Raw genomic sequence first — 26,228 nt, 5'->3', positions numbered from 1 at the left:
CTATGCAATTAAGTGAAATCTGGCTTCGCGAATGGGTTAACCCTGCTCTTGATGCTGAAAATTTGGCAAAACGACTTGCTTTATTTGGTTTAGAAATTGATTCTATCAATCCTGTTTCTTTTTCTTTTGAAAAAGTGGTAGTGGGAGAAGTTTTCTTTATAGAACAACATCCGAATACAAACAATTTGTTCTTTTGTCACGTGAATGTAGGGAAAAAGATTGGAATATTAAAAATTATTTGCAAAGCACCCAACATTCGACTCGGTTTGAAAGTTCCGATTGCGTTAATTGGCGGAAGATTGGGTGATACAAAAGTTAAAAAACTCAAATTACGGGGATTTTCTTCGCACGGGATAATATGTTCAGAGCGGGAATTGGGTCTTGTGTCTTCAGAGAATCAAAAAGATTCATATATTATGGAACTTCCTTCTGACGCTCCTCTTGGATCGGATTTACAGGATTATTTACAATTGAAAGATTCTATTTTTGATTTCAATTTAACGCCTAACCGAGGTGATTGGACGAGCGTTCGAGGAATCGCTAATGAAATCAGCGCTATTGAACGGATTTCTGTAAAGATGCCCAAAATAGAAAGCGTTGTGTCGGTGTACGACGACGCTTTTTTTCCTATTCATATACAAGCAAAAAAAGATTGTCCGCATTACGTCGGTCGAGTCATTCGTGATATCAATAGTAACGCTCACACATCGATTTGGATGCGAGAGCGTCTACGTCGTAGCGGGGTACGTTCTATCCATCCTGTTGTAGACGTCATGAATTATGTAATGTTGGAATGGGGACAACCTATGCACGCATTTGACTTCGATCAATTATCCGGTGGAATTTATATACGATACGCAAATTCTGATGAAAAAATTACCCTAATTGACGGAACAGGAGTTTCCTTAAATTGCCACACTCTAGTCGTCGCAGACGAAAATCAAGCGCACGCCATTGCTGGTATTATGGGAAGTTCTGGTTCTGCCATCAACGAAAAAACAAAAAACGTCTTTTTGGAAAGCGCATATTTTACTCCAGGAAACATTACTCTAACGGCACGTCATTATAATCTGAATACAGATTCTTCGTATCGATTTGAGCGTGGTGTTGATTTTACGATACAAAGACTTGCAATGGAAAGAGCAACAGAATTATTGCTAGCTATGACCGACGGAAAGCCAGGCCCGATTGAAGACTACACTGTTGATGAATCGTATCCTTCCATCAAAAAAATTAGTCTACGTCGCAAACGCATTAAGCGTCTGCTAGGTATAGAAATTCCTGACAATGAAGTACATCAAATTCTAAGTTCTTTAAGAATGACTTTGCAGTTAGATATACAAGGTTGGCAAGTAACAATACCTAGTGACCGTTTTGATATCGTTCAAGAAACAGATCTAATCGAAGAATTGGCACGATTGTATAGCTATGAACGTATCCCCCAAACTGTTTTAAGTCGTGAAATGGTTATATTACCTCTGCCAGAGACGGAGGTGAGTTTATCTCGAATTCGCCATTTGATGGTAGATCGAGGATACAACGAAGCTATCAGCTACAGTTTCGTCAACGATAGATTGCAAAGTCGATTTAACCCCAATTTAAAATTTCTCACTCTTTCAAATCCAATTTCGAATGACATGAATGTCATGCGCAATAGTTTATGGCCTGGTCTTATTACCGCAGTAAAGTACAATCAATCTCATCAAATTAAGCGTATAAGACTTTTTGAGATTGGCACATGTTTTATTAAAAACGGGAAAGAAAAGTGGCAGCAAGTAACTAAAGTAGCTGGATTAATTACAGAGAATGCTCACAATTTGCAATGGGGGGAAGCAGAACGTCCAATCGATTTCTACGATTTGAAAGGAGATATCAGCGCTCTGTTTTCCCTCAATCGATCTGAAAAAGATTTTCATTTTATACGCTCAGAACATCCTGCATTGCATCCAGGGCAATGTGCCGCTCTCTGTTTTGGAGAAATTTGTATTGGCCATATGGGCGCTTTACATCCTATTTTGACACAAGAACTGAATTTATCTTTCCCTCTCTATCTTTTTGAAGTAGAACTTAAGATTGTCAATAGAACACAATTACCTCGCTATCAACCCATTACTAAATTTCCTGCCGTTTACCGCGCTATTTCTGTTATAGTAGATCGAGATGTTGAAGTTTCTCAAATCGAAGAAGAAATTTTTCGAAACTCTGGGCATTTATTAATCGTAAGCGAAATTTTTGATGTGTACGAAGATACAGAACGCATTGAATTCGGAAAAAAAAGCATTGCTCTGAGATTAACCTTACAAAATCCATTGGGCACTTTAGTAGACAAAGAGATAAAACAGGTTGTTAAACGGGTGGTTTCTGCTCTTGAACATAAGTTCAAAGCCAAATTGAGAAGTGTAAATTGAAGATAAATAATCTTTCGGATTTTAAAAAAGTTTATTCAAAATGACAGATTTACACGAAGACGGAAGGACAACCAGCTCAAGACAGAGAAAGAAGAATAGATTTTGAAACAATATTAATTTTGTACAGCAATTCTATCCGTAAACTTCAACATCGAATTGGAATTCTTTCTACAAGTATTTTTCGTAAGTTTTGCCACAACAACAATGCGGGGGTGGTATGGGGGTTATTGGTAAGGGGTTGTTGGGGAGGGGTGTAACAATTCGATTAAGTAACTTTTTCGGGACGTGGCGCAGTCTGGTAGCGTACTTGCATGGGGTGCAAGAAGTCGCAGGTTCAAATCCTGTCGTCCCGAGAAATAGTTGAAACCATAAGACACATCCATTATACAGAATTCTACATTGCTTCTAAGACAAAACGGTTGATTTTCATATTCCAAAGATGGTAAATTGTTTTCCTAATTTTAGAGGGGAAAACTTCTGATGGACAAACAATTGTTAAAAATATTAGCTTGTCCGCTCTGTAAAGGAAAGTTGATATTTAAACAAGAAATGAAAGAATTGCATTGTCAATTCGATCAAATCGCTTATTCTATTCAAGAAGGGATTCCGATAATGTTGTCTGACAGATCTCGTATCCTGTAACGGAGAAAAAGATCTCGTGTTTTTCGGCGGAAGATCGAGCTAGTCTTTCTTTCACTTTCAGAGGCTTCCGGAGGTGACGGGGGGGAGGTGAAGGGGCGCAGGCAGTCCCGAATGAATCGGACACCACAAAGCCCGGGATCGATTCGGTTTCCTGGATTCTGGAATTTTTTGAGGATTGTACAACATGTTACAACAAACAAACCGTCACAGGAAATTTGGAATCATTTGCTTCCCAAAATTTGCCCCCAGATCAAATTGGGCCTCTCTGGTTTGACTTTAAAGCTTTAAAGAATAAAGCTTTAAAGAAGCTGCTTTTAAAGATAAAGAAGCTAAAGAATGTAGCGACTCAAATTTTCATCTTCTACAAATTTTTCTAATTGTCCATTAACATAGGAAACGTCAATCGTAATCGATTCATCTCCCCTATCTGTCGCTGCAAAAGAAATCTCTTCCAGCAACCGCTCCATAATAGTGTGCAATCGACGAGCTCCAATATTCTCAGAGCGGCTGTTCACTTGATACGCAATCTCGGCGAGACGCCGGATTCCATCCGGAGTAAAGGACAATCTGCAGTTCTCTGTTTTCATTAGTGCAATATATTGTTCGGTTATCGAAGCTTTTGGTTCCGTTAAAATACGAACAAAATCACTGGATGTCAGCGCCCTCAATTCGACTCGAATGGGAAATCGACCTTGTAATTCTGGAATCAAATCGGAAGGTTTTGCAATATGAAAAGCACCAGAAGCAATAAACAAAATGTGATCGGTTTTTACCATGCCATATTTAGTAAAAACAGTACTGCCTTCTACCAACGGTAGTAAATCACGTTGTACACCTTCACGTGAAACATCTGCGCCTACTGAAGCGCCTTCTCGTTTTACGATTTTATCAATTTCATCCAGAAAGACGATACCGTGTTGTTCTACATTCGCGACAGCTCTAGATTTAATTTCGTCTTCGTTGATTAATTTTGTTGCTTCTTCCTCGATTAAAATACGCCTAGCATCTTTTACTTTCAAACGCCGAGACTTAGTGCGTCGACTAGATATACTCGACATAATGCCTTTTAATTGGCTAATCATCTCCTCCATACCCGGAGGACCCATAATTTCAAATGAAGGATGAATATTAATTTCGATTTCAATTTCTTTATCATCCAAATTCCCATCGTACAACTTTCTACGAAAGACATCTCTCGTTATAGACTCCTTTGTCTCTGTTGGATTATTCACCACCTCTTTAGAAATCAATCCCTCTTTAATACTCCCTTTCTCAATAGAAGAGGATGATGGTGTGGACGGAACCAGAGCATCCAATATACGCTCTTCAGACGCTTCTTCTGCCACATTTCTTACTCGTCTGATGGCGTTTTCACGAATCATTTTAACAGAAGCATCAACCAAGTCTCGAATAATCGATTCGACATCTCTTCCCACATAACCCACTTCGGTAAATTTAGTGGCTTCAACTTTAATAAAAGGCGCCCCGGCTAGATTAGACAAGCGACGAGCGATTTCCGTTTTACCAACACCAGTTGGACCGATCATTAGGATATTTTTTGGAAAAATCTCTTTCTGTAAATCCTCCGGAAGTTGCATCCGACGCCAACGATTTCGCAGCGCAATGGCAACAGCCCGCTTTGCATCGTCTTGTCCGACAATAAATTTATCCAATTCCGCAACAATTTCTCGAGGGGTCATGTCCATTTGAATCTCAAGCATATCCTAAACGTTAAACGTTATACTCCACATTTCTAGTTGTCATAATAATTTTATCTGACGAAATTATTTTTCGCAATCAAGTTCCTTGACTGTGAAATGAAGGTTCGTATAAATGCAAATTTCAGCGGCAATAGTAAGTGTCTTTTCAACAATTTCTCGCGCATTTAAATCTGTATTGTCCAATAAAGCTCTGGCTGCAGCTTGCGCATACAACCCCCCAGATCCAATGGCCATGACATTTCGTTCAGGTTCAATGACATCTCCAAGACCCGTAATAATAAGAGACTTCTTTGCGTCAACTACCGCCAATAATGCTTCTAAGCGGCGCAGCATTCGATCGGTTCGCCAGTCTTTAGCCAACTCAACAGCAGAACGAATTAAATTTCCCGAATACTGTTCCAACTTTTCTTCAAATCGTTCAAACAAAGTAAAAGCGTCTGCTGTTCCTCCAGCAAAACCAGTGATTACTTTGTCTTTATAGAGATACCGAACTTTACAAGCGTTTCCCTTCAAAACAGTACCACTCATCGATACTTGACCATCGCCTCCTACAACAACTTTACTTCCCCTTCGTACAGAAACTATCGTAGTACCTCGTAATTCTTTCATCACTTCTAATTGTCAATCTATACGTGTTATGAATAAAAATGGGGCAACGTCTTTCATAGATTGGGTTGGAACACCTAGTTTTCAAGCACAGATTGTAAATCTCTAAGAGATAAATTCATGTTAAAACAACATCGCTAATTACGATGAAGTCATCTGCGTCTAGAGGAATGTAAAAACGGACGCGAACAGAAAAGAAAACACCTTTACAAGTTCAAAATTGGATTATTGGAATGCAAATTCCAAATTAGACTTCTGTCGATATCAAAGAGTGCCCCTCCCTACATTTTTTCAGGCGCAGATACACCCAATAAAGTCAATCCGTTGGCAATAATCTGTCGCACAGCTGAAATTATATTCAGACGCGCGTTACGTAATTTGTCGTCCTCAACAAGAAAACGTTCCGCGTTATAATAGGCATGAAATTGGTTAGCGAGATTTTGTAAATAGTGAGCCAGAAGATGAGGAGCGTATTGTACAACAGCGGTATGTATAATTTCTTCGTAACACGATAAAGTAATCAGTAAAGCTTTCTCATAAGAGTTTGATAATAAAGATAAATTTCTCATTCCCTCTACAGGGTTCCATTCCTTTAAAGATTCGTCCAATTTTTGAAAAATACGACAAATCCGCGCGTGGGCGTATTGAATGTAATAAACAGGATTTTTATTTGATCGAGATACTGCCAGACTGAGATCAAATTCTAAATGCTGATCGGGTTTGTACATAATGTAGAAAAAGCGTGCTGCATCATTACCAACTTCTCTACGAAGTTCTCGTAGCGTGATAAATTCTCCACTCCGAGTAGACATAGAAATTTTTTTACCTTTTCGATAGAAGACTACAAATTGTACCAATAAAGTTTGCAGATTAGCAGACTCTCTTAGAGTGCGCAAAAAAGAACACAGTCGAGGAACATATCCATGATGATCCGATCCAAAAATGTCGACAACAACATCGTATTTCTGATTGAACTTATAGAAATGGTAAGCGATATCAGACGCAAAATAAGTGGGAACACCATTTCTTCGAACCAACACTCGGTCCTTTGTATCGCCCAATCCAGTGGACCGAAACCACCGAGCGCCATTTTTTTCGTATACGTGTCCTTGTTGATACAAAAGATCTAATATTTCTCTAATTAAATCTTTTTCTATCAATCGACTTTCGGGAAACCACTCATCATAGACAATTCCAAATTCTTTTAGATCGTCTCTGATATCTTCCAAAATATGGCTAAGCGCTGTATTGAGAAGAATGCTGCAATTCTTTTTTCCAAGCAAATCTTTTTGGACCTGCATCCATGTACTAAGATCGTCAAAATTTCCGCTAATTCCTAAAATGGACAATTGATTGTAGATTGTCTTCTGTGAGTAGAAAAAGAGATTTCCATATCTACTTCTCAAGTTACGGGCAATATCTACAATATACTGGCCCCGATAGGCATTTTGAGGAAAAGTTAAAGTTTCTTTATACTGTTGCAAGTATCGAATCCAAACGCTTAACGCCAGAATCTCCATTTGTCGCCCAGAATCATTGATGTAGTATTCCTGATGTACTCTATAGCCAACTATTTTCAGCAAGTTGGATACACAAGCACCGTAAGCAGCGCTTCTTCCGTGACCGACATGTAAAGGACCTGTTGGATTAGCAGAAACATATTCTATATGTATGGATTTTCCTAAACCAATCTGACTACCAATATAGCGTGATCCTGCTGCTAAAATAACGGGAATGATATTCTGATAACTGCTCGCTGTAATATAAAAATTAATAAAACCTGGACCAGCAATTTCTACTTTGGAAACGTATGGCGAAGATGGAAAAGCGTTAACAATCTCTTCGGCAAGAACGCGTGAGCCAATTCCCACAGTTTTTTTTATTACTAAAGCTAAATTTGTTGTAAAATCACCGTATTTAGGGTTTTGACTTTGCGTAACCTTGAATAGCGGAAAAAGATTGGAATTCAGCGTTCCTTTTTCTTTTAAATTTTTGATGGTTTGGTTTAATAGAACTTCGAGATTTTTTTTCATAAGAATTTGTGTTTGTGATTGGTGTACCAGTTGCCAATTTCGCAATTGAAGAGAGTGCGCGTTTTCATAAGTTTTAGAAATCTTGCAGAAATTTTCTTCTTCTGTAGAAATCTTTAAAAACTATGGAAAGAATCTTATAAGCCAGTTTTGCTGATAAAAAATCACAACTGTGAAAATTAGAAATCGGCGCCAATTCATTAATATCCGCGCCAACGATAGTACCTATCTCGCTCGCTGCAGTAATGATTTCGAGCGTATCGTCCCAAAATAATCCTCCCGGCTCAGGTGTACCGGTAGCAGGCATTAAACTGGAATCAAATCCGTCTACATCGACTGTAAGATAAATAGGACGATTTTTTAGAGGATCGATGATTTTTCTAATGTCCCAATTCTTTTTGTCTTTCGCCCAATAAATACGAATTCGATTCCTATTAGCTTCAAAAAAAGAAATCTCTTCCAAAGAAATATTTCGGATACCAATCGAAATGACTTCGACATTGGGATGATCTAAACAACGCCGAATTGCAGAAGCGTGAGAAAAATACTCTCCGTGATACCCGTCGCGCAAATCCGTATGCGCGTCGAAATGCAAAATTGCCAAATCGGCATATTCCTTAACAAAAGGGCGGATAGAACCTACAGTAATAGAATGTTCTCCTCCAAAAACAAAAGGAAATTTTCTATCGCTTACAACGCATCCAACTAATCTTTCCAATTGCTGTAACGCTCGCGATATACCATTTTCAATTTTAGGTTCTTCTAAGGTTACGATACCGATATTGCGATAAGGTTCGCACCAAAACACTTCATCAAATAACTCTACTTTATACGAAGCTTGAATCATTGCAGAAGGTCCTTTAGCAGTTCCTTTTCCATAACTGACAGATTGTTCCAGACCAAATGGAACAACAACAGCTTTCGCATCTTTATAATTTACAGCGTCTCTCGAATCTAATCCCAAAAAAGCTTTCCTAGAAGGAAGACATCTCATGATTTCGATTCCTCGATAAACAGCTGAGCACAATGTCTGCGCAGCCGGTCTTTCCAAAAACCTCGATGATACGCGTCGCTAACCAATAACGGCAATACAGAGGTGGCTTCCGCATAGACCATTTGTTCGTAAGCAGTATCCACTTTTCCCCATGAATAAGCTTCTTTCAGTGTCGAACTGGAACACGCTCCATCACGAACATCCGCTACGGTTATTTGAATAGCGTATTTGTGTACATCCACCGATTTTCCAATAACTTCTGCGCAAATTATTACATCTTGAACAAAATTTTTTGGTACTCCACCTCCAATCATTAGCAATCCAGTTGTCCCCGCTCGAATTTTAGCTTCCATTAGTTCACGGAAATCGCGAACAGAATCAATGGTCAGATGTCTATCAGGGTTTCTTACTTGATGCAGAACCAAACCAAACCCTGCTGAAGAATCGGTAAAAGCAGGACAGAAAATAGGCACATCGTGTTCGTATGCCAAGCGAACTAATGAATCTTCTTTTTTCTCATCTTTTTTTTGTAAAAAGGCTCCCATAACTTTTATAAATTCTCGCGAGCTGTAAGGTCTCGGCTTAAGAGTGTTGGCAATTCCAAAAATCACATTATCGCATCGTTGCAAATCTTCTTCATCTATATAAGTATCATAAATTCGATCAATATATAGGTCACGCAATTTCCGATCCTCCGCTTCCGGAGTTCCTTGATAGTGACGAAAACCCAGAGCTTCAAAAAAATCCATGTCTACAATGCTAGCACCAGTCGCTACAACGATATCCACCATGTTATATCTGATCAAATCAGCGTATAATTTCATACAGCCTCCAGCTGAAGTTGATCCAGCAATAGTCAAAATAATGCTACACTTTTTGTCTCGAAGCATGCGATTAAAGATCTTCGTTGCTCTTGCGAGTGCACGGGAAGTAAAAGACATACAACTCATAGCATCAACGATTGGTCGTGCGTCAAAGCGAGTGATATCAATGTGTTCGATTTTTTTTTGTAAGAATTTTTTCTTCAAAGACAAGGAGCATTCCTCTTACTACAAATCGTACAAATTAAGCGGCAATCACTTCCAAAGGCTCTTGTGTGATACAGTCGTCAGAATACATTGTCATGAGAGGTTCATCTGAAACCATAACAACGCCTTCTTTTTGTTTAAAACCATTGAAAGTGGTTGATAAAGTTCGACCGTAAGCGCCCATCTGCCCGATCTCAATATAATCGCCTTCTTTAACGTCGTTAGGAAGATAGAATGGCCCTTTCATGTGATCGAGAGAATCACAAGTAGGACCGTAAAAACTAAAAGGCAAGAGATTTCTGTCTGTAGGGCGATTTGCACTCAGTAAATGCACAGGAAAAATAAAGTGAGGAATTCCAGCGTCAAAAAGACTCCCGTAAGTACCGTCGTTGATGTACAAGGTTCCACCCTTTCGCAATTCGACATTTACTACTACAGAAGTACTTTCTGCTACTAGCGAACGGCCCGGTTCGCAAAGTAATTCTATATGAGGTTTCTCATAAACTATTTTTGAGAATTCGGCGTAAATCGCCTCGAAATAGATGTGCAGTGCTGGAGGAATCATACCTGGATAAATAGAAGGAAACCCCCCACCTACATTAAAATATTCGATTTCTACACCAGACTCGCTAATTACTTTATTGGCCATACGAATCGCAATACGATAAGCATTGGGATGCATACATTGTGATCCTACATGGAATGTAACACCCAATTTATAAGCTACCTTTCGTATTATTTGCAACAATTTAGGAGCTTCATACAGGTCAATACCAAACTTTTCCGACAAATTAAATTCGGAGAACGTATTTGGAATGGCAAGCCGTAAATGTAAACAGAGATCTTTGGCATTTTTTGTACAACGCAAAATTTTATTCAATTCATCCAAGCAATCAAGAGAGAAATGACGCACACTGTAATTAAAGTAAGCTTCAAAAACTGCATAAGGCGATTTTACAGGATGCATAAAATAGAGCTCTGCTGACGGTACAAATTCTCTGACAGTATGCATTTCTTCATGAGAGGCTACATCAAACGCGGTTATACCACAATTGTGCACCAATTGAACGACATGCTGCTCTGGATTTGTTTTTACTGCGTATAAAACACGCCCCTTGAATTTTGTGCGAAAAAAATCGATTGCTTTCTCCAGAGCATAAGGTCTAAAGGCAAACACAGGTTGTACCGGCCTTTCTTCGACTATAGAAGCAATGGTTTGAAGTGTCATTCCTGCACAAAACTACTCTGGAAATTTTCCGAAACTCGCGCCTAATCAACCAATCAATATATCAGATTAATCGCAATGTCAAATAAAATATTCTTTCCTCCTTATGAAAATTCAAATCATTTAAAAGTCATTTTCTTCTAAACTAGGCAACATTGAGTAAAACAGCGCTCGTTTTTTGGAAAAAAGATGAGACTTTGTGGGCCGTCACGGGCTCGAACCGTGGACCCGCTGATTAAGAGTCAGCTGCTCTCCCAACTGAGCTAACGGCCCACAAAGTCTCATCTTTTTTCGAATTTTCAATCTTTCGAAGTCGCTAAGATTTTAAGATTTTGTATGTTCTGCCTAGATTTAATCTTAAGTCCATGAGAATGTCCACAACACAAACCAACACAAACAAATAGCAAACTCTCCTTTCCAAGAGAAAGGAAATCAGAATTTAATCCTTTCTGACCGATTAGAAACAAACACAGAATCTTCATTTTTATTTTGTATCATTTGACCTCGTAAAGAACAAAACACTTCTTGTATACGAAAAAATTCTACCCTCTTATGCGCGTTTATCATACATACATACAGAAAGCAGGGGTGGACGATGGGATTCGAACCCACGACAATCGGAACCACAATCCGAAGCTCTACCAACTGAGCTACGTCCACCAAAATCTGTAAGGGATGCGCCCGGCAGGATTTGAACCCGCTACCCTCGGCTTAGAAGGCCGATGCTCTATCCAAAATGAGCTACGGACGCTGTTTATTAATTTTCTTTTTTCCTTACCACTATCGCGTAACAAAAACCATGATAACTTCATTTTTCCTTTGCGCAAATCTCTGATTTATAGTAAATCGGGGTAGAGGGATTTGAACCCCCGACACCCTGCTCCCAAAGCAGGTACGCTACCAGACTGCGCTATACCCCGAATTTCACAAAAATATTACATATTCATTACATTAACATTTACTCTACTGCTCATATTCGAATGCGTCAACACAGTTACTTATGTATTTTATTCCGGACTTTGTATCACGAAAGCGATTGTTAGAAATATATACTGAATACAAGACTTATGAAAAAATATCTATTATCATAATACAACATTACACAATGTAAAAATGTAAGTATCAGAACCCAACCCTAATGAGTAATTGTCTTAAATCTCTTATCGAAGAGGCCTATCGCAACAAGAATTCATTTTCCAGCGATAGTATTCCGAAAAAAATTCGCGAAGGCATACACCAAACTATTGAACTTCTTGATCGAGGGGAAATTCGTGTTTCGGAAAAACACCATGGACGTTGGATAACTAACGAATGGATCAAAATGGCTATTTTGCTTTATTTTAAAACCGAACCTTACAAAATTTTCAAAGCAGGCTACGCTTCTTTTTACGATAAGATTCCTCTAAAAAATTATTGCCAAGCTGAATTCAATAAAAAAGAAATTCGCATCGTTCCGCATGCGATTGTACGAAAAGGTGCCTATTTAGCTCAAAATACCGTACTTATGCCAAGTTATGTTAATATCGGTGCTTACATCAATTCAGGCACTTTAATCGACACCTGGTCAACAATAGGTTCTTGCGCTCAAATAGGTAAAAATGTACATATCTCTGGTGGTGTAGGCATTGGGGGGGTTCTTGAACCCCTACAAACGCATCCCACCATTATCGAAGATAATTGCTTTATCGGTGCTCGTTCAGAAATCGCAGAAGGAATTGTAATTGAAAAAGGCGCAGTTGTTTCTATGGGTGTTTTTCTCGGCAAGAGCACTCCAATTTACAATCGACTCACCGGAGAAACTACCTACGGGCGTATTCCTACCAATTCTGTAGTGATCTCTGGAAGTCTTCCTTCTTCTACAAAAGAATACAATCGCTACAGTGCCATCATAATTAAAAAAGTAGACCAAAACACTCGGGATAAAATTTCTTTAAATGAATTCTTACGCGAAGAAAAATACCACGATGTTAAGACAATACGCGCATGAGTGAAACACTAAAGCTTTTAAAGCAACTGATTGCATGCCCTTCCATCACTCCCGAAGATGCGGGTTGTCAAGACATTTTGATTAAATATCTGAGTTCTTCAGGATTTCAGTGCGAGCGTTTGAACTTTTCAGAAGTCAGCAATCTATGGGCTTGGCATAGACACAATGGAAAGAGAAAACTTCCTCTTCTTGTTTTTGCAGGTCATACTGATGTCGTTCCACCTGGAGACGAAACACAATGGAACTCTCCTCCGTTTACTCCAACTGAAAAAAACGGATATCTCTATGGTCGCGGAGCTACAGATATGAAAAGTGGACTGGCTGCTATGGTCGTTGCAGCCCAAAAATTTGTCAGGAATTATCCTAGTTATAATGGAACTATTGGATTTGTCATTACAAGCGATGAGGAAGGTTTGGCGAAAAACGGAACTCGTAGAGTGGTCGAATTTCTACAAAAAAAGAATATCAAGATACGTTATTGTATCCTTGGGGAGCCTAGCAGCAATAACATTTTGGGCGATTCTATTAAAATCGGACGTCGAGGATCTCTGTACGGTCGAATTACCATATTTGGAAAACAAGGACATATTGCCTATCCTCATCTGGCCGAAAATCCCATCCATCGCTGTTTTCAAGCATTCAACGCTTTAATACACACCAATTGGGATCAGAATGATTTTTCTACGTCTACCTCTTTACAATTCTACAATATTGAATCCGATAGCGAAGCTCCTAATATCATTCCAGAAAAATTGAAAGCTAAATTTAACTTGCGATTCGCTCCCTCTTGTCTTCCAGAAACAATACAGGAAAAATTCGAGTCTATTCTCAATCAACACCTAGTCAAATACGACGTCCAATGGATCCTTGCCAGTCGACCTTTCTTTAGCGGAAAAACCAAATTAGCAACCATCACTTGTCGAGTAATTAAAGAAACCATAAAATGTCAAACCAAACCTAACCTCCATGGAGGAACCTCTGATGGGCAATTTTTTTCCTCTACCGGTTGTGAGATTGTCGAACTAGGTCCTGTCAATAAAACCGCACACCATATCAACGAAAATACCCGTATTGCAGACCTTGATATTCTTTCTACAATGTATTTTCAAATTCTAAAGTGTATATTTCATAAGCCAACGCTTGATACAGAAGATGTGCGAAATTCTCCTATGCAATTTTAATGGAAGATCTATTTTTTGCGACCACGATTTTCACAAAAAAGAAATTATAAAATTAACATATTGCGACTCTAAACATTCTAGTTTAGTTTGAAACCAATTTCTGTTTCGTTTGTTACAAGATCGAAAATTTATATTAAAATTCTTAAAACAGATAGAATCAGATGGAGAGGTGCTCGAGTGGTTAAAGAGGCACGACTGGAAATCGTGTGTATGAGATTTCAATCTCGTACCGAGGGTTCGAATCCCTCTCTCTCCGGGAGAAAGATAGAAAACAGCGCAAGTTGTTTGTGTTTACATATTTCGATCATAATTAAAACCAGGCGAGCGCTAAAGCGCGGATGACAGCAGAGGATAAAATAAAAAAGGGGCTAAGATTGCAAAATGTCTTACCAAATATTAGCGCGGAAATGGCGTCCTAAACGTTTTCGAGAAATAATTGGACAAATATTTGTTGTTCGAGCTTTGGTCAATGCTCTAAATCAAAAACACCTCCACCACGCCTATTTGTTTACAGGACCTAGTGGTGTAGGCAAAACGACTTTAGGACGTCTACTCGCAAAATGTCTTAATTGTGAGAAAGAAATCAGTGCTAATCCCTGCAACGTCTGTGATAACTGTAAAGAAATCAATTCGGGGCGATTTCTTGATCTTTTTGAAGTGGATGCAGCTTCACGAACTAAAGTAGAAGATATAAGAGAATTACTTGATAGTGTTCAATATACACCAACAAAAGGACGATTTAAAGTCTACTTGATTGACGAAGTGCATATGCTTTCTGGACACAGTTTTAACGCTCTACTAAAAACTCTGGAAGAGCCTCCCAATCATGTGAAATTTATTCTCGCTACTACTGATTATCGAAAATTACCAATAACCGTATTGTCGAGATGCTTACAATTTCATCTTATTCGTCTTTTACCGGAGCAAATGACTGTTCATTGTCAAAAGATTCTACAGAAAGAAAATATAGAGTTTGAAAAATCCGCACTTGATTTGTTAGTACGCGCTGCTAACGGAAATGTTCGAGATGCTCTCAGTCTTTTAGATCAAAGTATAACTTACGGAAACGGTAAAATTTTTACCAAAGATGTTAAAAACATGCTGGGAATTATTGAATCCAATCCGTTATTTGACATTCTTGAAGCTTTAGCGTGGAAACAAGGAAATGTTCTGTTACAACAGATCAATACACTTGCCCAAAAAGGTATTGATTTCTCAAATGCTTTAGTTGAATTATTAGCATTGCTTCATCAAATTGCTATTATTCAAGTAGTCCCCGACGTTCATGTTGAACACAACCATAAACGACTGCGTCAATTGGCGAATCTTCTCCATTGCGAAGACGTACAACTTTTTTATCAAATTGCGTTGTTAGGACAACGAGATTTGCCTTTTTCACCAAATTCACAAATAGGATTTGAGATGACGCTGTTACGGATGCTTGCCTTTTATCCGGAATCGTCAAAACATCTTCGGAAATCAAAACACAACGATCCGAAAGACTACCTGAACTATCAAAAGAAACAGAACCAACCCCCAAATTTAGAGGAAAAACGGGAAATTACAACAGAGGAAATCCTATCTCCTTCGGAAGGAGGTAGAACAAAAATTTTGAATAATCAATAAATTTGTAATAGGATGATGCGAAGATTTTGTACGCTCCCTAAAACGATCGTAAGGAAATTTCTTTATCTCTTAAAAGCGATAATAAATGAAAAATTTTGCACAAGTGAAGCGGATACATTTATGTTCAGTCCACTAATACAAAAGCTGATAATGGCGCTTCAATATTTACCCGGAGTGGGTCCGAAATCTGCGCAACGGATAGCTTTTCATCTTCTTACAAAATCCGCTAATACTAAGGGATTAGCGTTAGCCCAATCTCTGCAATCTGCCATCAGCCAAGTACGAGAATGCCAACTATGTCAAATCTATACTGAACAACATTTATGTGATATTTGTTGCGATCCAAAGCGAAATTCTGCGCTTTTATGTGTTGTAGAAGGCCCATCCGATGTAGTTGCTATAGAACAGACCCGAGTTTATTCGGGTCGTTATTTTGTATTACAAGGACGATTATCTCCTTTGGATGGAATAGGACCTCAAGAAATTAAAATCCCTATTTTACTTGATCGCTTAAGAGAAGAATCTATTACAGAACTTATTATTGCCACTAATGCGACTGTAGAAGGAAAGGCTACAGCACATTATATTGTAAATCATACAGATCGAGCCAAAATAAGATGCTCACGTATCGCGCACGGAATTCCGATTGGAGGAGAGCTAGAATATCTTGACGGCGGTACTTTAAGTCACGCTTTTCGTTCCAGAGTGCCTATCGAAAATTTAGAATTTAATAAGGGGTAACAGAAAACAATGATTGATGGCACATTTAATTTAGACAAATTAATGAAGAGTACGAAAAAAATCCAAGAGATAATGCAAAAAGCTCAGAAGGAATTGTCAAAAATTGAGGTTACCGGTGAATCCGGGGCGGGCATGGTGAAAGTCACTCTCACCGCTCAACATGAAATTGTTAGTTTTATACTTTCTGATGAACTTTTCGCAGAAAAAAAAGAAGTTATTGAAGCTCTCATAAGAGCTGCTTTCAACGACGCAAATAGAAAAATAACGAAAATCACTCAAGAAAAAATAATTTCCTCAGGAAAGTTGTTTGGTAACGAAGAAGACAAAAATTGAATTGCCACTAGATTGTGATTTGGTCGTAGAAAAATATTTTCTGTGATAAAACGATAAAACAGCGAATTCTTGTTTCGCTACGTGAGGAGATGGACCCGTCTCTTTCTTTACCCTACCCTCCTTCTAGGGCTCTCCTTCTAGAAGTTTGTGGCCATGCGCTCAGAACTGATTTTGTTAACGTAGCTAAAGGAATAGCAAAGAAAACACCCCAAAATCCCCAAATACCTCCAAAAATCAAAGTCGACAAAAGAATTGTCACAGGATGCAAGTCCATAATCTCTGAAAATAGAAACGGGACCAATATATTTCCGTCTAAAGTAATAATTACAGCGTAGATAATCACCAAGTACGCAAAATACGCAGAAAAGCCCCACTGTACGAGTCCAATTATAGCAATGGGAATCGCAACAATTACCGCACCGATATAAGGTACAATTACAGACAATCCCAGTAAAACACCCAATAAAAAAGCGTATTGCAACCCTAATAGTACAAAAGCGATAACTGAGATAAAACTGACAATCACTATTTCAATTGCTCTTCCACGAACATAAGCACCAATTTTTTGATCCATCTCATACCAAACAATTCGAATAAGTCCTCGACGCTCCGGTAAAAAACGGCTAATCCAGGTACTAATGATTTCTCCATCCTTTAGAAAGAAAAATACAAGTAAAGGCACTAATACAAAATAAAGAATTATCCCAATAACATTAGGAATTGAAGCCAAAGAACGGGACAAAATCAATTGTCCAATTCGAACTGATTGCTGATGCAAATAAGCACCAAAACTGAAAAGCGGATTGATAGGAAATAGTTTCGGATAACGAAACATGAGTTCAGTCATCCATGCTTGCCCTTTGGTAATAGCTCTAGGGAGCTCGTGCACTATAATTCCTACTAACTGCTTCCACATTAGTGGAAGTAAACTAAATAGGGTCAGTACAAAAAGACCTAAAAGAAAGAAATAAATTACAGTAACCGCAAGCCATCTTGGAAACCACCATCGTTCTAACCATCGTACTGGCGCAGCGAAGAGGTAAGAAAACACCGCGCTTATTATCACCGGTAACAAAAACTTTCCGAAAAACTTAATCAGAAGAAATCCGAAAAACAAAGTAAAAAACAACGCCAACGCTTCAGGATCCGAAAAATTACGGATAAACCAATTAGAAATTCCTTGTAAGATAGGATTTCTACTGTTGTACACTATCTGATTTTAGCCTGTCTTATACTTTCTACCATCATCATTGCCGCGTCTACCATTTCAACTCCTTTATTACCTTTTCTTCCTCCTGTTCTAGCAAGAGCTTGTTCTTGATTATGAGTAGTCAAAATACCAAAAACAACAGGAATTTCGTATTCTAAAGCTACGCGTTGGCACCCAAAACTTACTTGTTGACAAACGTAACGATAGTGATCGGTTTCCCCTCGAATCACTACCCCAAAACATACAACGACATCGTACCAACCAGTCTTTGCCAGTTGTTTCGCCATTAATGGGATTTCTACAACTCCTGGTACCCAAATTTTCTTGATATAATGCTCTTCGAAACCCAATTCCGTTAGACGAACAAAAGCCCCAAACAATAATTTCTCCGTTATTGATTGGTTGAATTTACTGGCCACGATAGCTAATCTAGGTAGGTTTATCATTAATCGCTTCTACAGTTAGGTTTAGCAAATGACCCAATTTTTCTCTTTTGGTTTTTAAGTAACTAATATTATCGCATGTCGGTACCGTTTCCAAAGCCATTCGCTTAGAGACTTCAATACCATAACGATTTAAATCCGTGACTTTTTTAGGATTATTAGTCAGCAGGCAAATTTTGTGCACTCCTAAAATTCGTAATATCTGTGCTGCTAATCCGTAATCCCGTAAATCCGCCTCAAAACCGAGATGATCGTTTGCTTCTACCGTATCTAACCCTTGTTCTTGTAGAGCGTAGGCCTTTATCTTATTTCCCAAACCGATACCACGTCCTTCTTGACGCAAGTAAAGCAGAATACCCCCTCGGGAAGAAATCTCGTCCAAAGCAGCAGTCAATTGCCAACCACAATCACAACGAGAAGAACCAAACACATCACCGGTCAAGCATTCTGAATGGATTCGTACCAAACAAAGACCGTCCACTGTATTTTTTTGGCTAATTAAAGCTACGTGTTCTAAGCGGTCAATTCTACTACGAAATACCTTAATTGTGTATTTACCCTTATTTTTAAGAGGAAGAGTTGAGGCGGAAATCTCTTCAATTAAAACTTCGTAATTAATACGATATGTAATCAAATCATGAATACTAACAAGTGGAATCTGATAATGCTCAGAAAATCGTTGTAAATCCGGCAACCGTGCCATACCACCATCTTCGTTCAAAATTTCACACAAAACAGCAGCCGGCTTTAAATTTGCTAAACGACACAAATCGATGCTTCCTTCGGTGTGTCCAGGGCGAGCCAACACCCCTCCATCTTTTGCCTTCAATGGAAAAATATGTCCGGGCATTACAATATCGTTAGGGCCGCTTTTCTCGTCAACAGCAATACGAATTGTACGCGCTCGATCTTGAGCTGAGATCCCCGTTGTCACTCCATAAGCTCCCTCAATAGATACTCCAAAAGGAGTTTGATAACGGGATTGATTGCGACTTGCCATCATAGGTATGTCTAGTCGTTCAAAATCGCTAGATACCATTGGCAAACAAATCAAACCCCTCCCATATTGGGCCATAAAATTCACTTGATCGGATGTAATGTGTGTAGCGGAGACGACCAAATCGCCTTCGTTTTCACGCGACTTGTCATCGACCAGGATAATCATACCTCCTTCACGCAAAGTCTTTAAAGCTGTTTTAATACTGTCGAACGCTCTGTTCATTGGAAATCTTCTCCCGAGTTGCTTGAGCAATGATTTTTGCGATCAGATCAAATTCAATATTTACCGTATCTCCTACTACTAGATCTTTCAAATTTGTTCTCTCTAAAGTGTGAGGAATCAACATCACTGAAAACGCATCTTTCATTACATCATTAATCGTCAAACTCACTCCATTTATCGATATACTACCCTTTTTGATCAAATAAGACCGAACTTCTTTTGAAAAGCCTTTGAAAGTTACCTGAGAAAACCTATTCTGCTTTTTAGTTTCTGGAATTTCTGTAACAGCAGTTTGATCGATATGACCTGTAACTATATGCCCCCCCATTCGATCCATTAGTCGCAAAGCGCGCTCCAAATTCACTCGATTTCCCAACCGATAGAAATTTGCAGAAGTACGCTCTAACGTTTCTGAAGAGAGTTCGCAGAAGAATCTTCCCTCCTCCGCTCCCCCTACAACTGTCACACAAATCCCATCCATCGCGATACTTTCTCCAATCTGTAAATCAGAAAATTCTGTCTCAACACAAACCACCGCCTGTTTTGGCATCATCTCAATAGATCGTATCCTGCCACAATGGTCAATCATACCCGTAAACATCATCTATATACCAGGATCCAAATTATACAACCGATTTATTTACAAACAAAACCTCTTCTTGCCTGCGTAAGACGATACAAACCCACTTTTTTGGTTTTGGAGAGAAGAAAAATGACACTCCTCTTATCGTACAAGGGAAATTTAAAGTCTTGTCTCCAAAACCAAAAAACCCCGTCTTCCTAAATAGGAAGATTTTGCACGAACTTACAATAGCAAATCCAACCGGGAAGTCAACTTCCTTTTTATTTTATACAGATTTTAACGGAATAAAACTGCGATAAACCTTCAGAGAAATTTAATATCACACACTGCATCTTCTCCAATCTGATGCCATTGAATGCGTTGTCCTTGAAAATTAAACGGCATGTGAAAAACAGAACCAGACTGAGCACCCAAAATTCTAGGGGCGATATAAATTAAAGCGTGTTGAACCAATTTTTTACACAGAAAAGATTGGAAACATTTTCCACCTGATTCCACCCACAGATCGTGAATTCCGTTTTTTCCAATCATATCAATAATCTCTTCTAGATCCAAAGTGCCTCTTTTAGTCTTCCGTATCTCAATACAATGAACGTTTCTTTCAATAAGAGCCTTTTTTCGCTTCTTATCAGCAGATTTTATATGAAAAAGAGTCAATTTTTTAGCAGTTCGATGTATACGTGCGTCTAATGGAAAACTCAAATTGGAGTCGAGAATATAAATCGGTTTCTTCACTATTTTGTTGGCAAGACGTACATTCATTTGAGGATTGTCGTATAGTACTGTGTTTATTGTAGTAAGCAAAGCATCACTCTTTCTTCGAAACTCATGTGTATAAAGCTTTAACCCTTCTCCAGTCAAAGAAATCGGTTTTCCTTTCGCTCCTGAAATTTTTCCATCCAAACTAATTGCCAGTTTGATAGTGACCCAAGGTTTTTTATTGGTTATCCAATGAGTATAGCTTTCATAAAAGGATCTAATTTTAGGTACCGCTATCAAAAAACAATCGACTCCTGATTCCTGTAGCGTCTGAGCGCCTTTATTAAGGACATTCGGATTGGGATCAATCGATCCATAATAGACTGCTTTTATTCCGGTTTTTACAATCAATTCGGTACACGGTGGTGTTTTTCCGTGATGGCAGCAAGGTTCTAAAGTTACGTATAAATTTGCTCCTTTCGCACTACTACCAGCGGAATTGATAGCTTCTACCTCTGCATGGGGTGATCCACTTTTTTTATGAAATCCCATGGAAATTATTTGATCATCCTTAACCAATACAGCTCCCACTGCAGGATTAGGCGCGCAAAATCCTCGTCGAATTTCAGCGAGTTTTAACGCTTGTTCTAAATAAATTTCGGGATTTTTCATTGATTTCTAATTTTTTGCATTTTCTGATAACAGCCAAACGAGAAACTGAAATCCACAAATTGCAAATAAAAACAGAACAAATCCACGATGTACAAACTACACAACGACATCAAACAAAAAATCTACTGATTGAATTTTACCGAACCCGCAAGGAATATTGCAGTCTTCTTCGGCCAAAAATACCGACAATTGCAATCAATTGCAATTGCCATACATTATTTGTTCCACTTTTCTTCACGAATAGTCTACAAAAAAACAAATTTTAGACATACAATGTCTACGCTTCCTAAGGAAAAGATTAGGAAAAAATTCTTTCTCAACATATTGCTAGTATTGTTAGTATCCTTGATACTATTATCCTCTCGTTTTGAATAAAAAAGGGATTTAACTTGTGCCAAAAATATATAAGAGATACCGTCGTCCCACATATGAAGGTTTAATGCGCTACGCTAAAATACTTGGTTTTGGGGATATTCACACCAGAATCGATCCTATAAGCGGGCTGCAAGCTATTATCGCTATTCATAGTACCAAGCGAGGGCCCGCTATCGGCGGTTGTCGTTTTTACCGATATAATTCGATAAATTTGGCGCTAAAAGACGCTCTGCGTTTGTCTTACATGATGACTTTAAAAGCCGCTTTTAGCGATCTCCCTCATGGTGGGGCTAAAGCTGTTATTATCGAACCTACAGGCATCTACGATCGCAAAGCGATTTTCCGTTCTTTTGGCGACTTTATTCACGATATTAATGGCCGATATATCACGGCAATGGACATCGGAACGACTACAAAGGATATGGATAGTATTTTCGAACGTACATTACACGTTGTGGGCGCTTCAGGCGTTGATAAAACTCAGAACGACCCTTCTCCTTTTACTGCAAAGGGTATTTTTCATGGGTTGGAAGCCGCTGTCAAATTTAAATGGGATCGTGACAATCTGGAAGGTTTGCATGTTGCCATACAAGGTGCTGGAAAAACAGCTTATTATTTGGCTCAACTTTTATATCAACAAGGAGTTACCATTACGGTCTGTGACCTTAAATTCGAGGCGACCCAACGATTTTCAGATGAATTCCAAGCACGTGTAGTTGCTCCTGAAGAAATTTATGATGTCGAATGTGATATTTTCTCACCGGCTGCTATTGGTGGTACTATCAATTTAAATACGCTCGGTCGAATTAAAGCTTCTATTATTGCGGGGCCGGCTAATAATCAACTCGCTCATCGAAAATACGGTGTCATCGCTCACCAACGTGGATTGCTCTATGTCCCTGATTATGTCATCAATGCAGGGGGGTTGATTCAAGCATCCGCCGTTTACAATTACCACAGCACCGATGTTGCTGATAAATTGATCGAAAAGTTGTACGACCGTCTTTTGGAATTGTTCACGTGTGCTCTTAGAGAGAACAAATCGATTATAGAAATAGCGGATCTAATGACTATAGAAAAAATTAACAGTCCGTCCTGTTGGAGACAATGTGATGCTAAAAACAACAAATGTGGTTAATTTTACCATTAGACATTTACAATTTCTTGATGAGAATAGTAAACTTTCTCAGCCTCTTCCCAAATTTGCAGCCCCCGATGTTTTGTTACATCTCTATCACCAAATGTCTCTGATACGTTGCTTTGATAAAAAAGCTGTCAATCTTCAGCGTACTGGAAAAATGGGTACTTATCCTTCCTCTTTGGGTCAGGAAGCGGTAGGAGTTGGTATGGGGAATGCTATGAAAATCGAGGACATTTTCTGCCCTTATTATCGTGATCAAGGGGCGTTTTTAGAACGCGGAATAAAACTATCAGAATTTCTGGCTTATTGGGGAGGAGACGAATGGAGTAATAATTATTCCAATCCTAAAGTCAAAGATGATTTTCCCAATTGTATTCCAATCGCAGGACAACTGTTACATGCGACTGGAATCGCGTATGCTATCAAATATCGAAAACAGAATCGTGCTGTAGTAACTATTTGTGGAGATGGTGGTACCTCCAAAGGAGATTTTTACGAAGCCATTAATTTGGCGGGATGTTGGAAATTACCAGTGGTTTTCGTCGTTAATAACAACCAATGGGCTATCTCTGTAAATCGAGGTCGACAAACTATCTGTCAAACGCTAGCTCAAAAAGCCATTGCCGGGGGATTTGATGGATGGCAAGTAGACGGTAACGATGTCGTTGCTGTCCGTTATGCGGTTTCTAAAGCTTTAGAGAAAGCGCGAACAGAAGGCGGTCCTACGTTAATCGAAGCTATCACCTACCGTCTGTGTGATCATACTACAGCCGATGATGCGAGTCGCTACATATCTTCTGCAGAGCTGAAAACGGCTTGGAAACTCGAACCCATTGTTCGTCTCGGAAATTATTTGAACTCTCAGAAATTGTGGTCGCAAGATAAAGAAATGGAATTAAAAACTAAATTAGCTAACCAAGTCGATCAAATTGTAAGGGAATTTCTGAAAAGACCGGCACCAAAGACGACAGATATATTTGATTTTCTGTATGAAAAACCGCCGAAACTTCTTAAAAGACAACGTGATGAGTTAATCGGAGGAAAAAATGGCTCAAATTACATTAGTTGAAGCCATCAATCAAGCATTAACCTACGAAATGACACAAGACAATTCGGTTATTGTATTAGGAGAAGACGTAGGTGTTAACGGAGGAGTTTTTCGCGCTACTGTAGGATTGCTTGAGAAATTTGGCCCTGAGCGGGTTTTAGATACGCCATTGGCTGAAAGTACGATCTCAGGAATCTCAATAGGAATGGCGGCTCAGGGATTAAAACCTGTTGCCGAGTTTCAATTTGGAGGGTTCATCTACTCTGGTTTTGATCATATTGTAAGTCACGCAACACGATTACGAAATCGAACTCGAGGTCGGTTGCATTGCCCCATAGTTTATCGCGCCCCTTTCGGGGGGGGGATTCGTGCTCCAGAACACCATTCAGAGAGCATGGAGGCTTTATTTGCTCATATTCCGGGATTGAGAGTAGTCATCCCCTCGTCTCCCGATAAAGCTTATCGATTGCTGTTAGCTGCTATTCGCAATCCAGATCCCGTTCTTTTTCTAGAACCAAAAAGAATTTATCGCTTAGTAAAGCAAGACGTTCCGAATGATGGAAAAGAACTCGCTTTAGACCAGTGTTTTCTTTTACGAAAAGGTTATGATGTTACCTTAGTAACTTGGGGCGCAATGACCAAAGAGACTGTAGAAGCATCGAATCAACTCGCTACACAGGGTATACAAGCGGAGATAATCGATGTTACCACCATCAAGCCACTGGATATGGATACCATTTTGTCCTCAGTGGAAAAAACTGGACGCTGTATAATCGTCCACGAAGCGCCGTTGACCGGTGGAGTTGGAGCTGAGATTGCGGCTGGAATCGCTGAACAAGGTTTGTTTTCTCTGTTGGCGCCTATCAAACGTGTAACCGGATACGACACCATCGTACCCTATTCTCAACTAGAAAGAGAATATATGCCCAGTACTAGTCGCATTATACAGGCTGTACAATTTCTAATGGAATTTTCCTAATGAAATTTTTTAAACTGCCCGATTTAGGAGAAGGTTTGCCTGATGCAGTGATTTGTAAATGGCACGTACAAGAAGGAGACAAAGTTACAGCAGATCAACCTTTGGTTGCTATGGAAACAGCAAAAGCAATTGTAGATGTTCCTTCTCCCTTTCCCGGAAAAATCGAAAAGTTGTTTGGAAAAAAAGGTGATACTATAAAAACCGGTTATGCTCTTGTCGGATTTGAAGAAACATCTGAAAAAGAAATTTCAGAAGACTCTGAAATGATTGTTAATATTTCTCAAGAAAACGAAACTATCGAACAAGCCGATACATACGTTGCAATCCAAAAATTCGAAGAAAGAAAAATCGCTCAAGCAACTCCGGGTGTTCGAAGACTTGCTAAGCAACTTGGTGTAGATCTTTCTACGGTCAAGTTTCAAGGAAAAACAATCACTTCCGATGATATTAAGGAAGCTTTTCGATTGCAACAGACCTACTTAAAAAGAGATTTTTCCTCTCATTCATCTTCTTCTTTGTCTGACAACTATTTGTTGTCCAATGTCCGGAGAGCAATGGTTCTTAGTATGAGTCAATCTCACCGTGATATAGTTCCTGTCAGTCTGACAGATGATGCAGACATTCATTCCTGGAAAGATCGAAAAGACATTTCTGTACAGATAATTCGAGCCATTGAAAAAGCTTGCGCAAAAGTTCCCATTATGAACGCCCACTTCGACAGCAATACAATGAGCTATCAAATAAAAAAACAAATCAACATAGGGATCGCAGTTGATACCAACCACGGACTATACGTTCCGGTTTTAGAAGATGTCTCTCGTAAAAACAACAATGAGCTCCGTCAACAAATTAATCGTTTCAAAGAAATGGCAAAAACGCGGAGTTTTCGTTCTCAAGATCTTCAAGACGCAACAATCATGTTATCCAACTTTGGAATCTTTGCAGGACGTTACGCAAATCCTGTTGTTTTGCCGCCGTTAGTTACGACTATTGGTGTGGGTCGTATACGAGAACAAGTAGTTCCTGAAAATGGACACCCGGCAATTCATCGAATACTGCCCTTATCTGTAACCAGTGACCATCGAATTGTCACGGGAGGGGAAATAGCTAGATTTTTAAAAGCATTAATCAATTCATTGAAATGAAAACACATTTTCTTGTGAAAAGGTAAATATAAAATTTAAACAGTTCAAAATAGTTTTTCGGAATTGTTTACGGAAGTCGTAAAATAAGACGACAAAAAACGAGGAACGTATTCCACTCTCTTTCCGACAACAGAGAAAAGTATTCAAGACGATAAAAAACGCTTTCTTAGAAGAGCAAAAGCTCTCCTT

Annotated in this window: 22 protein-coding genes and 6 tRNA genes; 13 read left to right on the top strand and 15 right to left on the bottom strand. The window is 39.0% G+C overall.

The window, feature by feature from the left end; all coding sequences use genetic code 11:
* The first annotated feature begins 2 nt into the window (after positions 1-2).
* From pheT to EGQ50_RS01030, 3 genes are all read left to right on the top strand, one after another.
* A complete protein-coding gene (pheT, locus tag EGQ50_RS01040) occupies positions 3-2,408 on the top strand; it encodes a phenylalanine--tRNA ligase subunit beta (RefSeq protein ID WP_159747797.1) in 2,406 nt (801 codons plus the stop codon).
* A 279-nt stretch (positions 2,409-2,687) separates the two neighbouring features.
* A tRNA-Pro gene (locus EGQ50_RS01035) sits at positions 2,688-2,761 on the top strand.
* A 127-nt stretch (positions 2,762-2,888) separates the two neighbouring features.
* Positions 2,889-3,050, top strand: a complete 162-nt coding sequence (locus EGQ50_RS01030; protein WP_159747795.1) for a Trm112 family protein — start codon at positions 2,889-2,891, stop codon at positions 3,048-3,050.
* Positions 3,051-3,379: 329 nt separating this feature from the next.
* On the opposite strand, the gene hslU is transcribed toward EGQ50_RS01030, so the two are convergent.
* The 10 genes from hslU to EGQ50_RS00980 all read right to left on the bottom strand — a co-directional run bounded on the left by hslU (position 3,380) and on the right by EGQ50_RS00980 (position 11,574).
* Complete coding sequence (gene hslU, locus EGQ50_RS01025; protein WP_159748441.1) at positions 3,380-4,756, bottom strand: ATP-dependent protease ATPase subunit HslU; 1,377 nt, start codon at positions 4,754-4,756, stop codon at positions 3,380-3,382.
* Positions 4,757-4,834: 78 nt separating this feature from the next.
* On the bottom strand, positions 4,835-5,380 hold the full coding sequence (hslV, locus tag EGQ50_RS01020) for an ATP-dependent protease subunit HslV (protein ID WP_159748439.1): 546 nt from the start codon (positions 5,378-5,380) through the stop codon (positions 4,835-4,837).
* Between the two features lie 278 nt (positions 5,381-5,658).
* The gene (argS, locus tag EGQ50_RS01015) at positions 5,659-7,410 is read right to left on the bottom strand and encodes an arginine--tRNA ligase (RefSeq protein WP_159747793.1); all 1,752 of its coding nucleotides are present in this window, start codon (positions 7,408-7,410) and stop codon (positions 5,659-5,661) included.
* A gap of 73 nt (positions 7,411-7,483) precedes the next feature.
* Entirely contained in the window at positions 7,484-8,401 is a 918-nt protein-coding gene (gene speB, locus EGQ50_RS01010) for an agmatinase (protein WP_159747791.1), read from the bottom strand.
* Entirely contained in the window at positions 8,398-9,435 is a 1,038-nt protein-coding gene (locus EGQ50_RS01005; RefSeq protein ID WP_159747789.1) for a 1,9-bis(guanidino)-5-aza-nonane synthase, read from the bottom strand. The genes speB and EGQ50_RS01005 overlap by 4 nt, the downstream gene beginning before the upstream one ends.
* 31 nt (positions 9,436-9,466) lie before the next feature.
* Positions 9,467-10,657 (bottom strand): type III PLP-dependent enzyme, encoded by a 1,191-nt coding sequence (locus tag EGQ50_RS01000; RefSeq protein ID WP_159747787.1) that lies wholly within the window; start codon positions 10,655-10,657, stop codon positions 9,467-9,469.
* A gap of 197 nt (positions 10,658-10,854) precedes the next feature.
* A tRNA-Lys gene (locus EGQ50_RS00995) sits at positions 10,855-10,927 on the bottom strand.
* Positions 10,928-11,241: 314 nt separating this feature from the next.
* Positions 11,242-11,314: transfer RNA gene (locus EGQ50_RS00990), tRNA-His, on the bottom strand.
* A gap of 16 nt (positions 11,315-11,330) precedes the next feature.
* Positions 11,331-11,405: transfer RNA gene (locus EGQ50_RS00985), tRNA-Arg, on the bottom strand.
* Between the two features lie 95 nt (positions 11,406-11,500).
* A tRNA-Pro gene (locus EGQ50_RS00980) sits at positions 11,501-11,574 on the bottom strand.
* A gap of 218 nt (positions 11,575-11,792) precedes the next feature.
* Between EGQ50_RS00980 and dapD the strand changes: the two genes are divergently transcribed.
* From dapD to EGQ50_RS00950, 6 genes are all read left to right on the top strand, one after another.
* Positions 11,793-12,641 (top strand): 2,3,4,5-tetrahydropyridine-2,6-dicarboxylate N-succinyltransferase, encoded by an 849-nt coding sequence (gene dapD, locus EGQ50_RS00975; protein ID WP_159747785.1) that lies wholly within the window; start codon positions 11,793-11,795, stop codon positions 12,639-12,641.
* Positions 12,638-13,822, top strand: coding sequence for a succinyl-diaminopimelate desuccinylase (gene dapE, locus EGQ50_RS00970; RefSeq protein WP_159747783.1), 1,185 nt, complete (start codon positions 12,638-12,640; stop codon positions 13,820-13,822). Before dapD ends, dapE begins: the two co-directional genes overlap by 4 nt.
* A gap of 163 nt (positions 13,823-13,985) precedes the next feature.
* Positions 13,986-14,078, top strand: a tRNA-Ser gene (locus tag EGQ50_RS00965).
* 125 nt (positions 14,079-14,203) lie between these two features.
* Positions 14,204-15,448: a DNA polymerase III subunit gamma/tau gene (dnaX, locus tag EGQ50_RS00960; protein ID WP_159747781.1), complete on the top strand. Its 1,245-nt coding sequence runs from the start codon at positions 14,204-14,206 to the stop codon at positions 15,446-15,448.
* A gap of 120 nt (positions 15,449-15,568) precedes the next feature.
* Positions 15,569-16,189 carry a recombination mediator RecR gene (recR, locus tag EGQ50_RS00955; RefSeq protein WP_159748437.1) on the top strand — a complete coding sequence of 207 codons (621 nt, stop codon included), beginning with the start codon at positions 15,569-15,571 and terminating at the stop codon, positions 16,187-16,189.
* 9 nt (positions 16,190-16,198) lie between these two features.
* Complete coding sequence (locus EGQ50_RS00950; RefSeq protein WP_159747779.1) at positions 16,199-16,522, top strand: YbaB/EbfC family nucleoid-associated protein; 324 nt, start codon at positions 16,199-16,201, stop codon at positions 16,520-16,522.
* A gap of 112 nt (positions 16,523-16,634) precedes the next feature.
* Here EGQ50_RS00950 and EGQ50_RS00945 read toward each other — a convergent pair whose 3' ends face one another.
* The 5 genes from EGQ50_RS00945 to ribD form a co-directional block, all read right to left on the bottom strand.
* Positions 16,635-17,732 carry an AI-2E family transporter gene (locus EGQ50_RS00945; protein WP_159747777.1) on the bottom strand — a complete coding sequence of 366 codons (1,098 nt, stop codon included), beginning with the start codon at positions 17,730-17,732 and terminating at the stop codon, positions 16,635-16,637.
* A complete protein-coding gene (gene ribH / locus EGQ50_RS00940; protein ID WP_159747775.1) occupies positions 17,732-18,178 on the bottom strand; it encodes a 6,7-dimethyl-8-ribityllumazine synthase in 447 nt (148 codons plus the stop codon). Before ribH ends, EGQ50_RS00945 begins: the two co-directional genes overlap by 1 nt.
* Positions 18,162-19,397, bottom strand: coding sequence for a 3,4-dihydroxy-2-butanone-4-phosphate synthase (gene ribB, locus EGQ50_RS00935; RefSeq protein ID WP_159747773.1), 1,236 nt, complete (start codon positions 19,395-19,397; stop codon positions 18,162-18,164). Before ribB ends, ribH begins: the two co-directional genes overlap by 17 nt.
* On the bottom strand, positions 19,372-19,986 hold the full coding sequence (locus tag EGQ50_RS00930) for a riboflavin synthase (protein WP_246168981.1): 615 nt from the start codon (positions 19,984-19,986) through the stop codon (positions 19,372-19,374). The genes ribB and EGQ50_RS00930 overlap by 26 nt, the downstream gene beginning before the upstream one ends.
* A 297-nt stretch (positions 19,987-20,283) precedes the next feature.
* Complete coding sequence (ribD, locus tag EGQ50_RS00925) at positions 20,284-21,351, bottom strand: bifunctional diaminohydroxyphosphoribosylaminopyrimidine deaminase/5-amino-6-(5-phosphoribosylamino)uracil reductase RibD (RefSeq protein ID WP_159747771.1); 1,068 nt, start codon at positions 21,349-21,351, stop codon at positions 20,284-20,286.
* Between the two features lie 439 nt (positions 21,352-21,790).
* Here ribD and EGQ50_RS00920 point away from each other — a divergent pair, with 439 nt between their 5' ends.
* From EGQ50_RS00920 to EGQ50_RS00905, 4 genes are read left to right on the top strand one after another with little or no spacing between them, the layout of a single operon-like run.
* Entirely contained in the window at positions 21,791-22,864 is a 1,074-nt protein-coding gene (locus EGQ50_RS00920) for a Leu/Phe/Val dehydrogenase (RefSeq protein ID WP_159747769.1), read from the top strand.
* Positions 22,836-23,936, top strand: a complete 1,101-nt coding sequence (gene pdhA, locus EGQ50_RS00915; protein WP_159747767.1) for a pyruvate dehydrogenase (acetyl-transferring) E1 component subunit alpha — start codon at positions 22,836-22,838, stop codon at positions 23,934-23,936. The genes EGQ50_RS00920 and pdhA overlap by 29 nt, the downstream gene beginning before the upstream one ends.
* Positions 23,914-24,894 carry an alpha-ketoacid dehydrogenase subunit beta gene (locus EGQ50_RS00910; RefSeq protein ID WP_159747765.1) on the top strand — a complete coding sequence of 327 codons (981 nt, stop codon included), beginning with the start codon at positions 23,914-23,916 and terminating at the stop codon, positions 24,892-24,894. The genes pdhA and EGQ50_RS00910 overlap by 23 nt, the downstream gene beginning before the upstream one ends.
* Positions 24,894-26,039: a dihydrolipoamide acetyltransferase family protein gene (locus tag EGQ50_RS00905; protein WP_159747763.1), complete on the top strand. Its 1,146-nt coding sequence runs from the start codon at positions 24,894-24,896 to the stop codon at positions 26,037-26,039. The genes EGQ50_RS00910 and EGQ50_RS00905 overlap by 1 nt, the downstream gene beginning before the upstream one ends.
* Positions 26,040-26,228: the final 189 nt, after the last annotated feature.

Source organism: Coxiella endosymbiont of Amblyomma sculptum (assembly GCF_009883795.1).
Classification (GTDB): Bacteria; Pseudomonadota; Gammaproteobacteria; order Coxiellales; family Coxiellaceae; genus Coxiella.
This window is presented reverse-complemented; position numbering and strand designations above follow the sequence as displayed.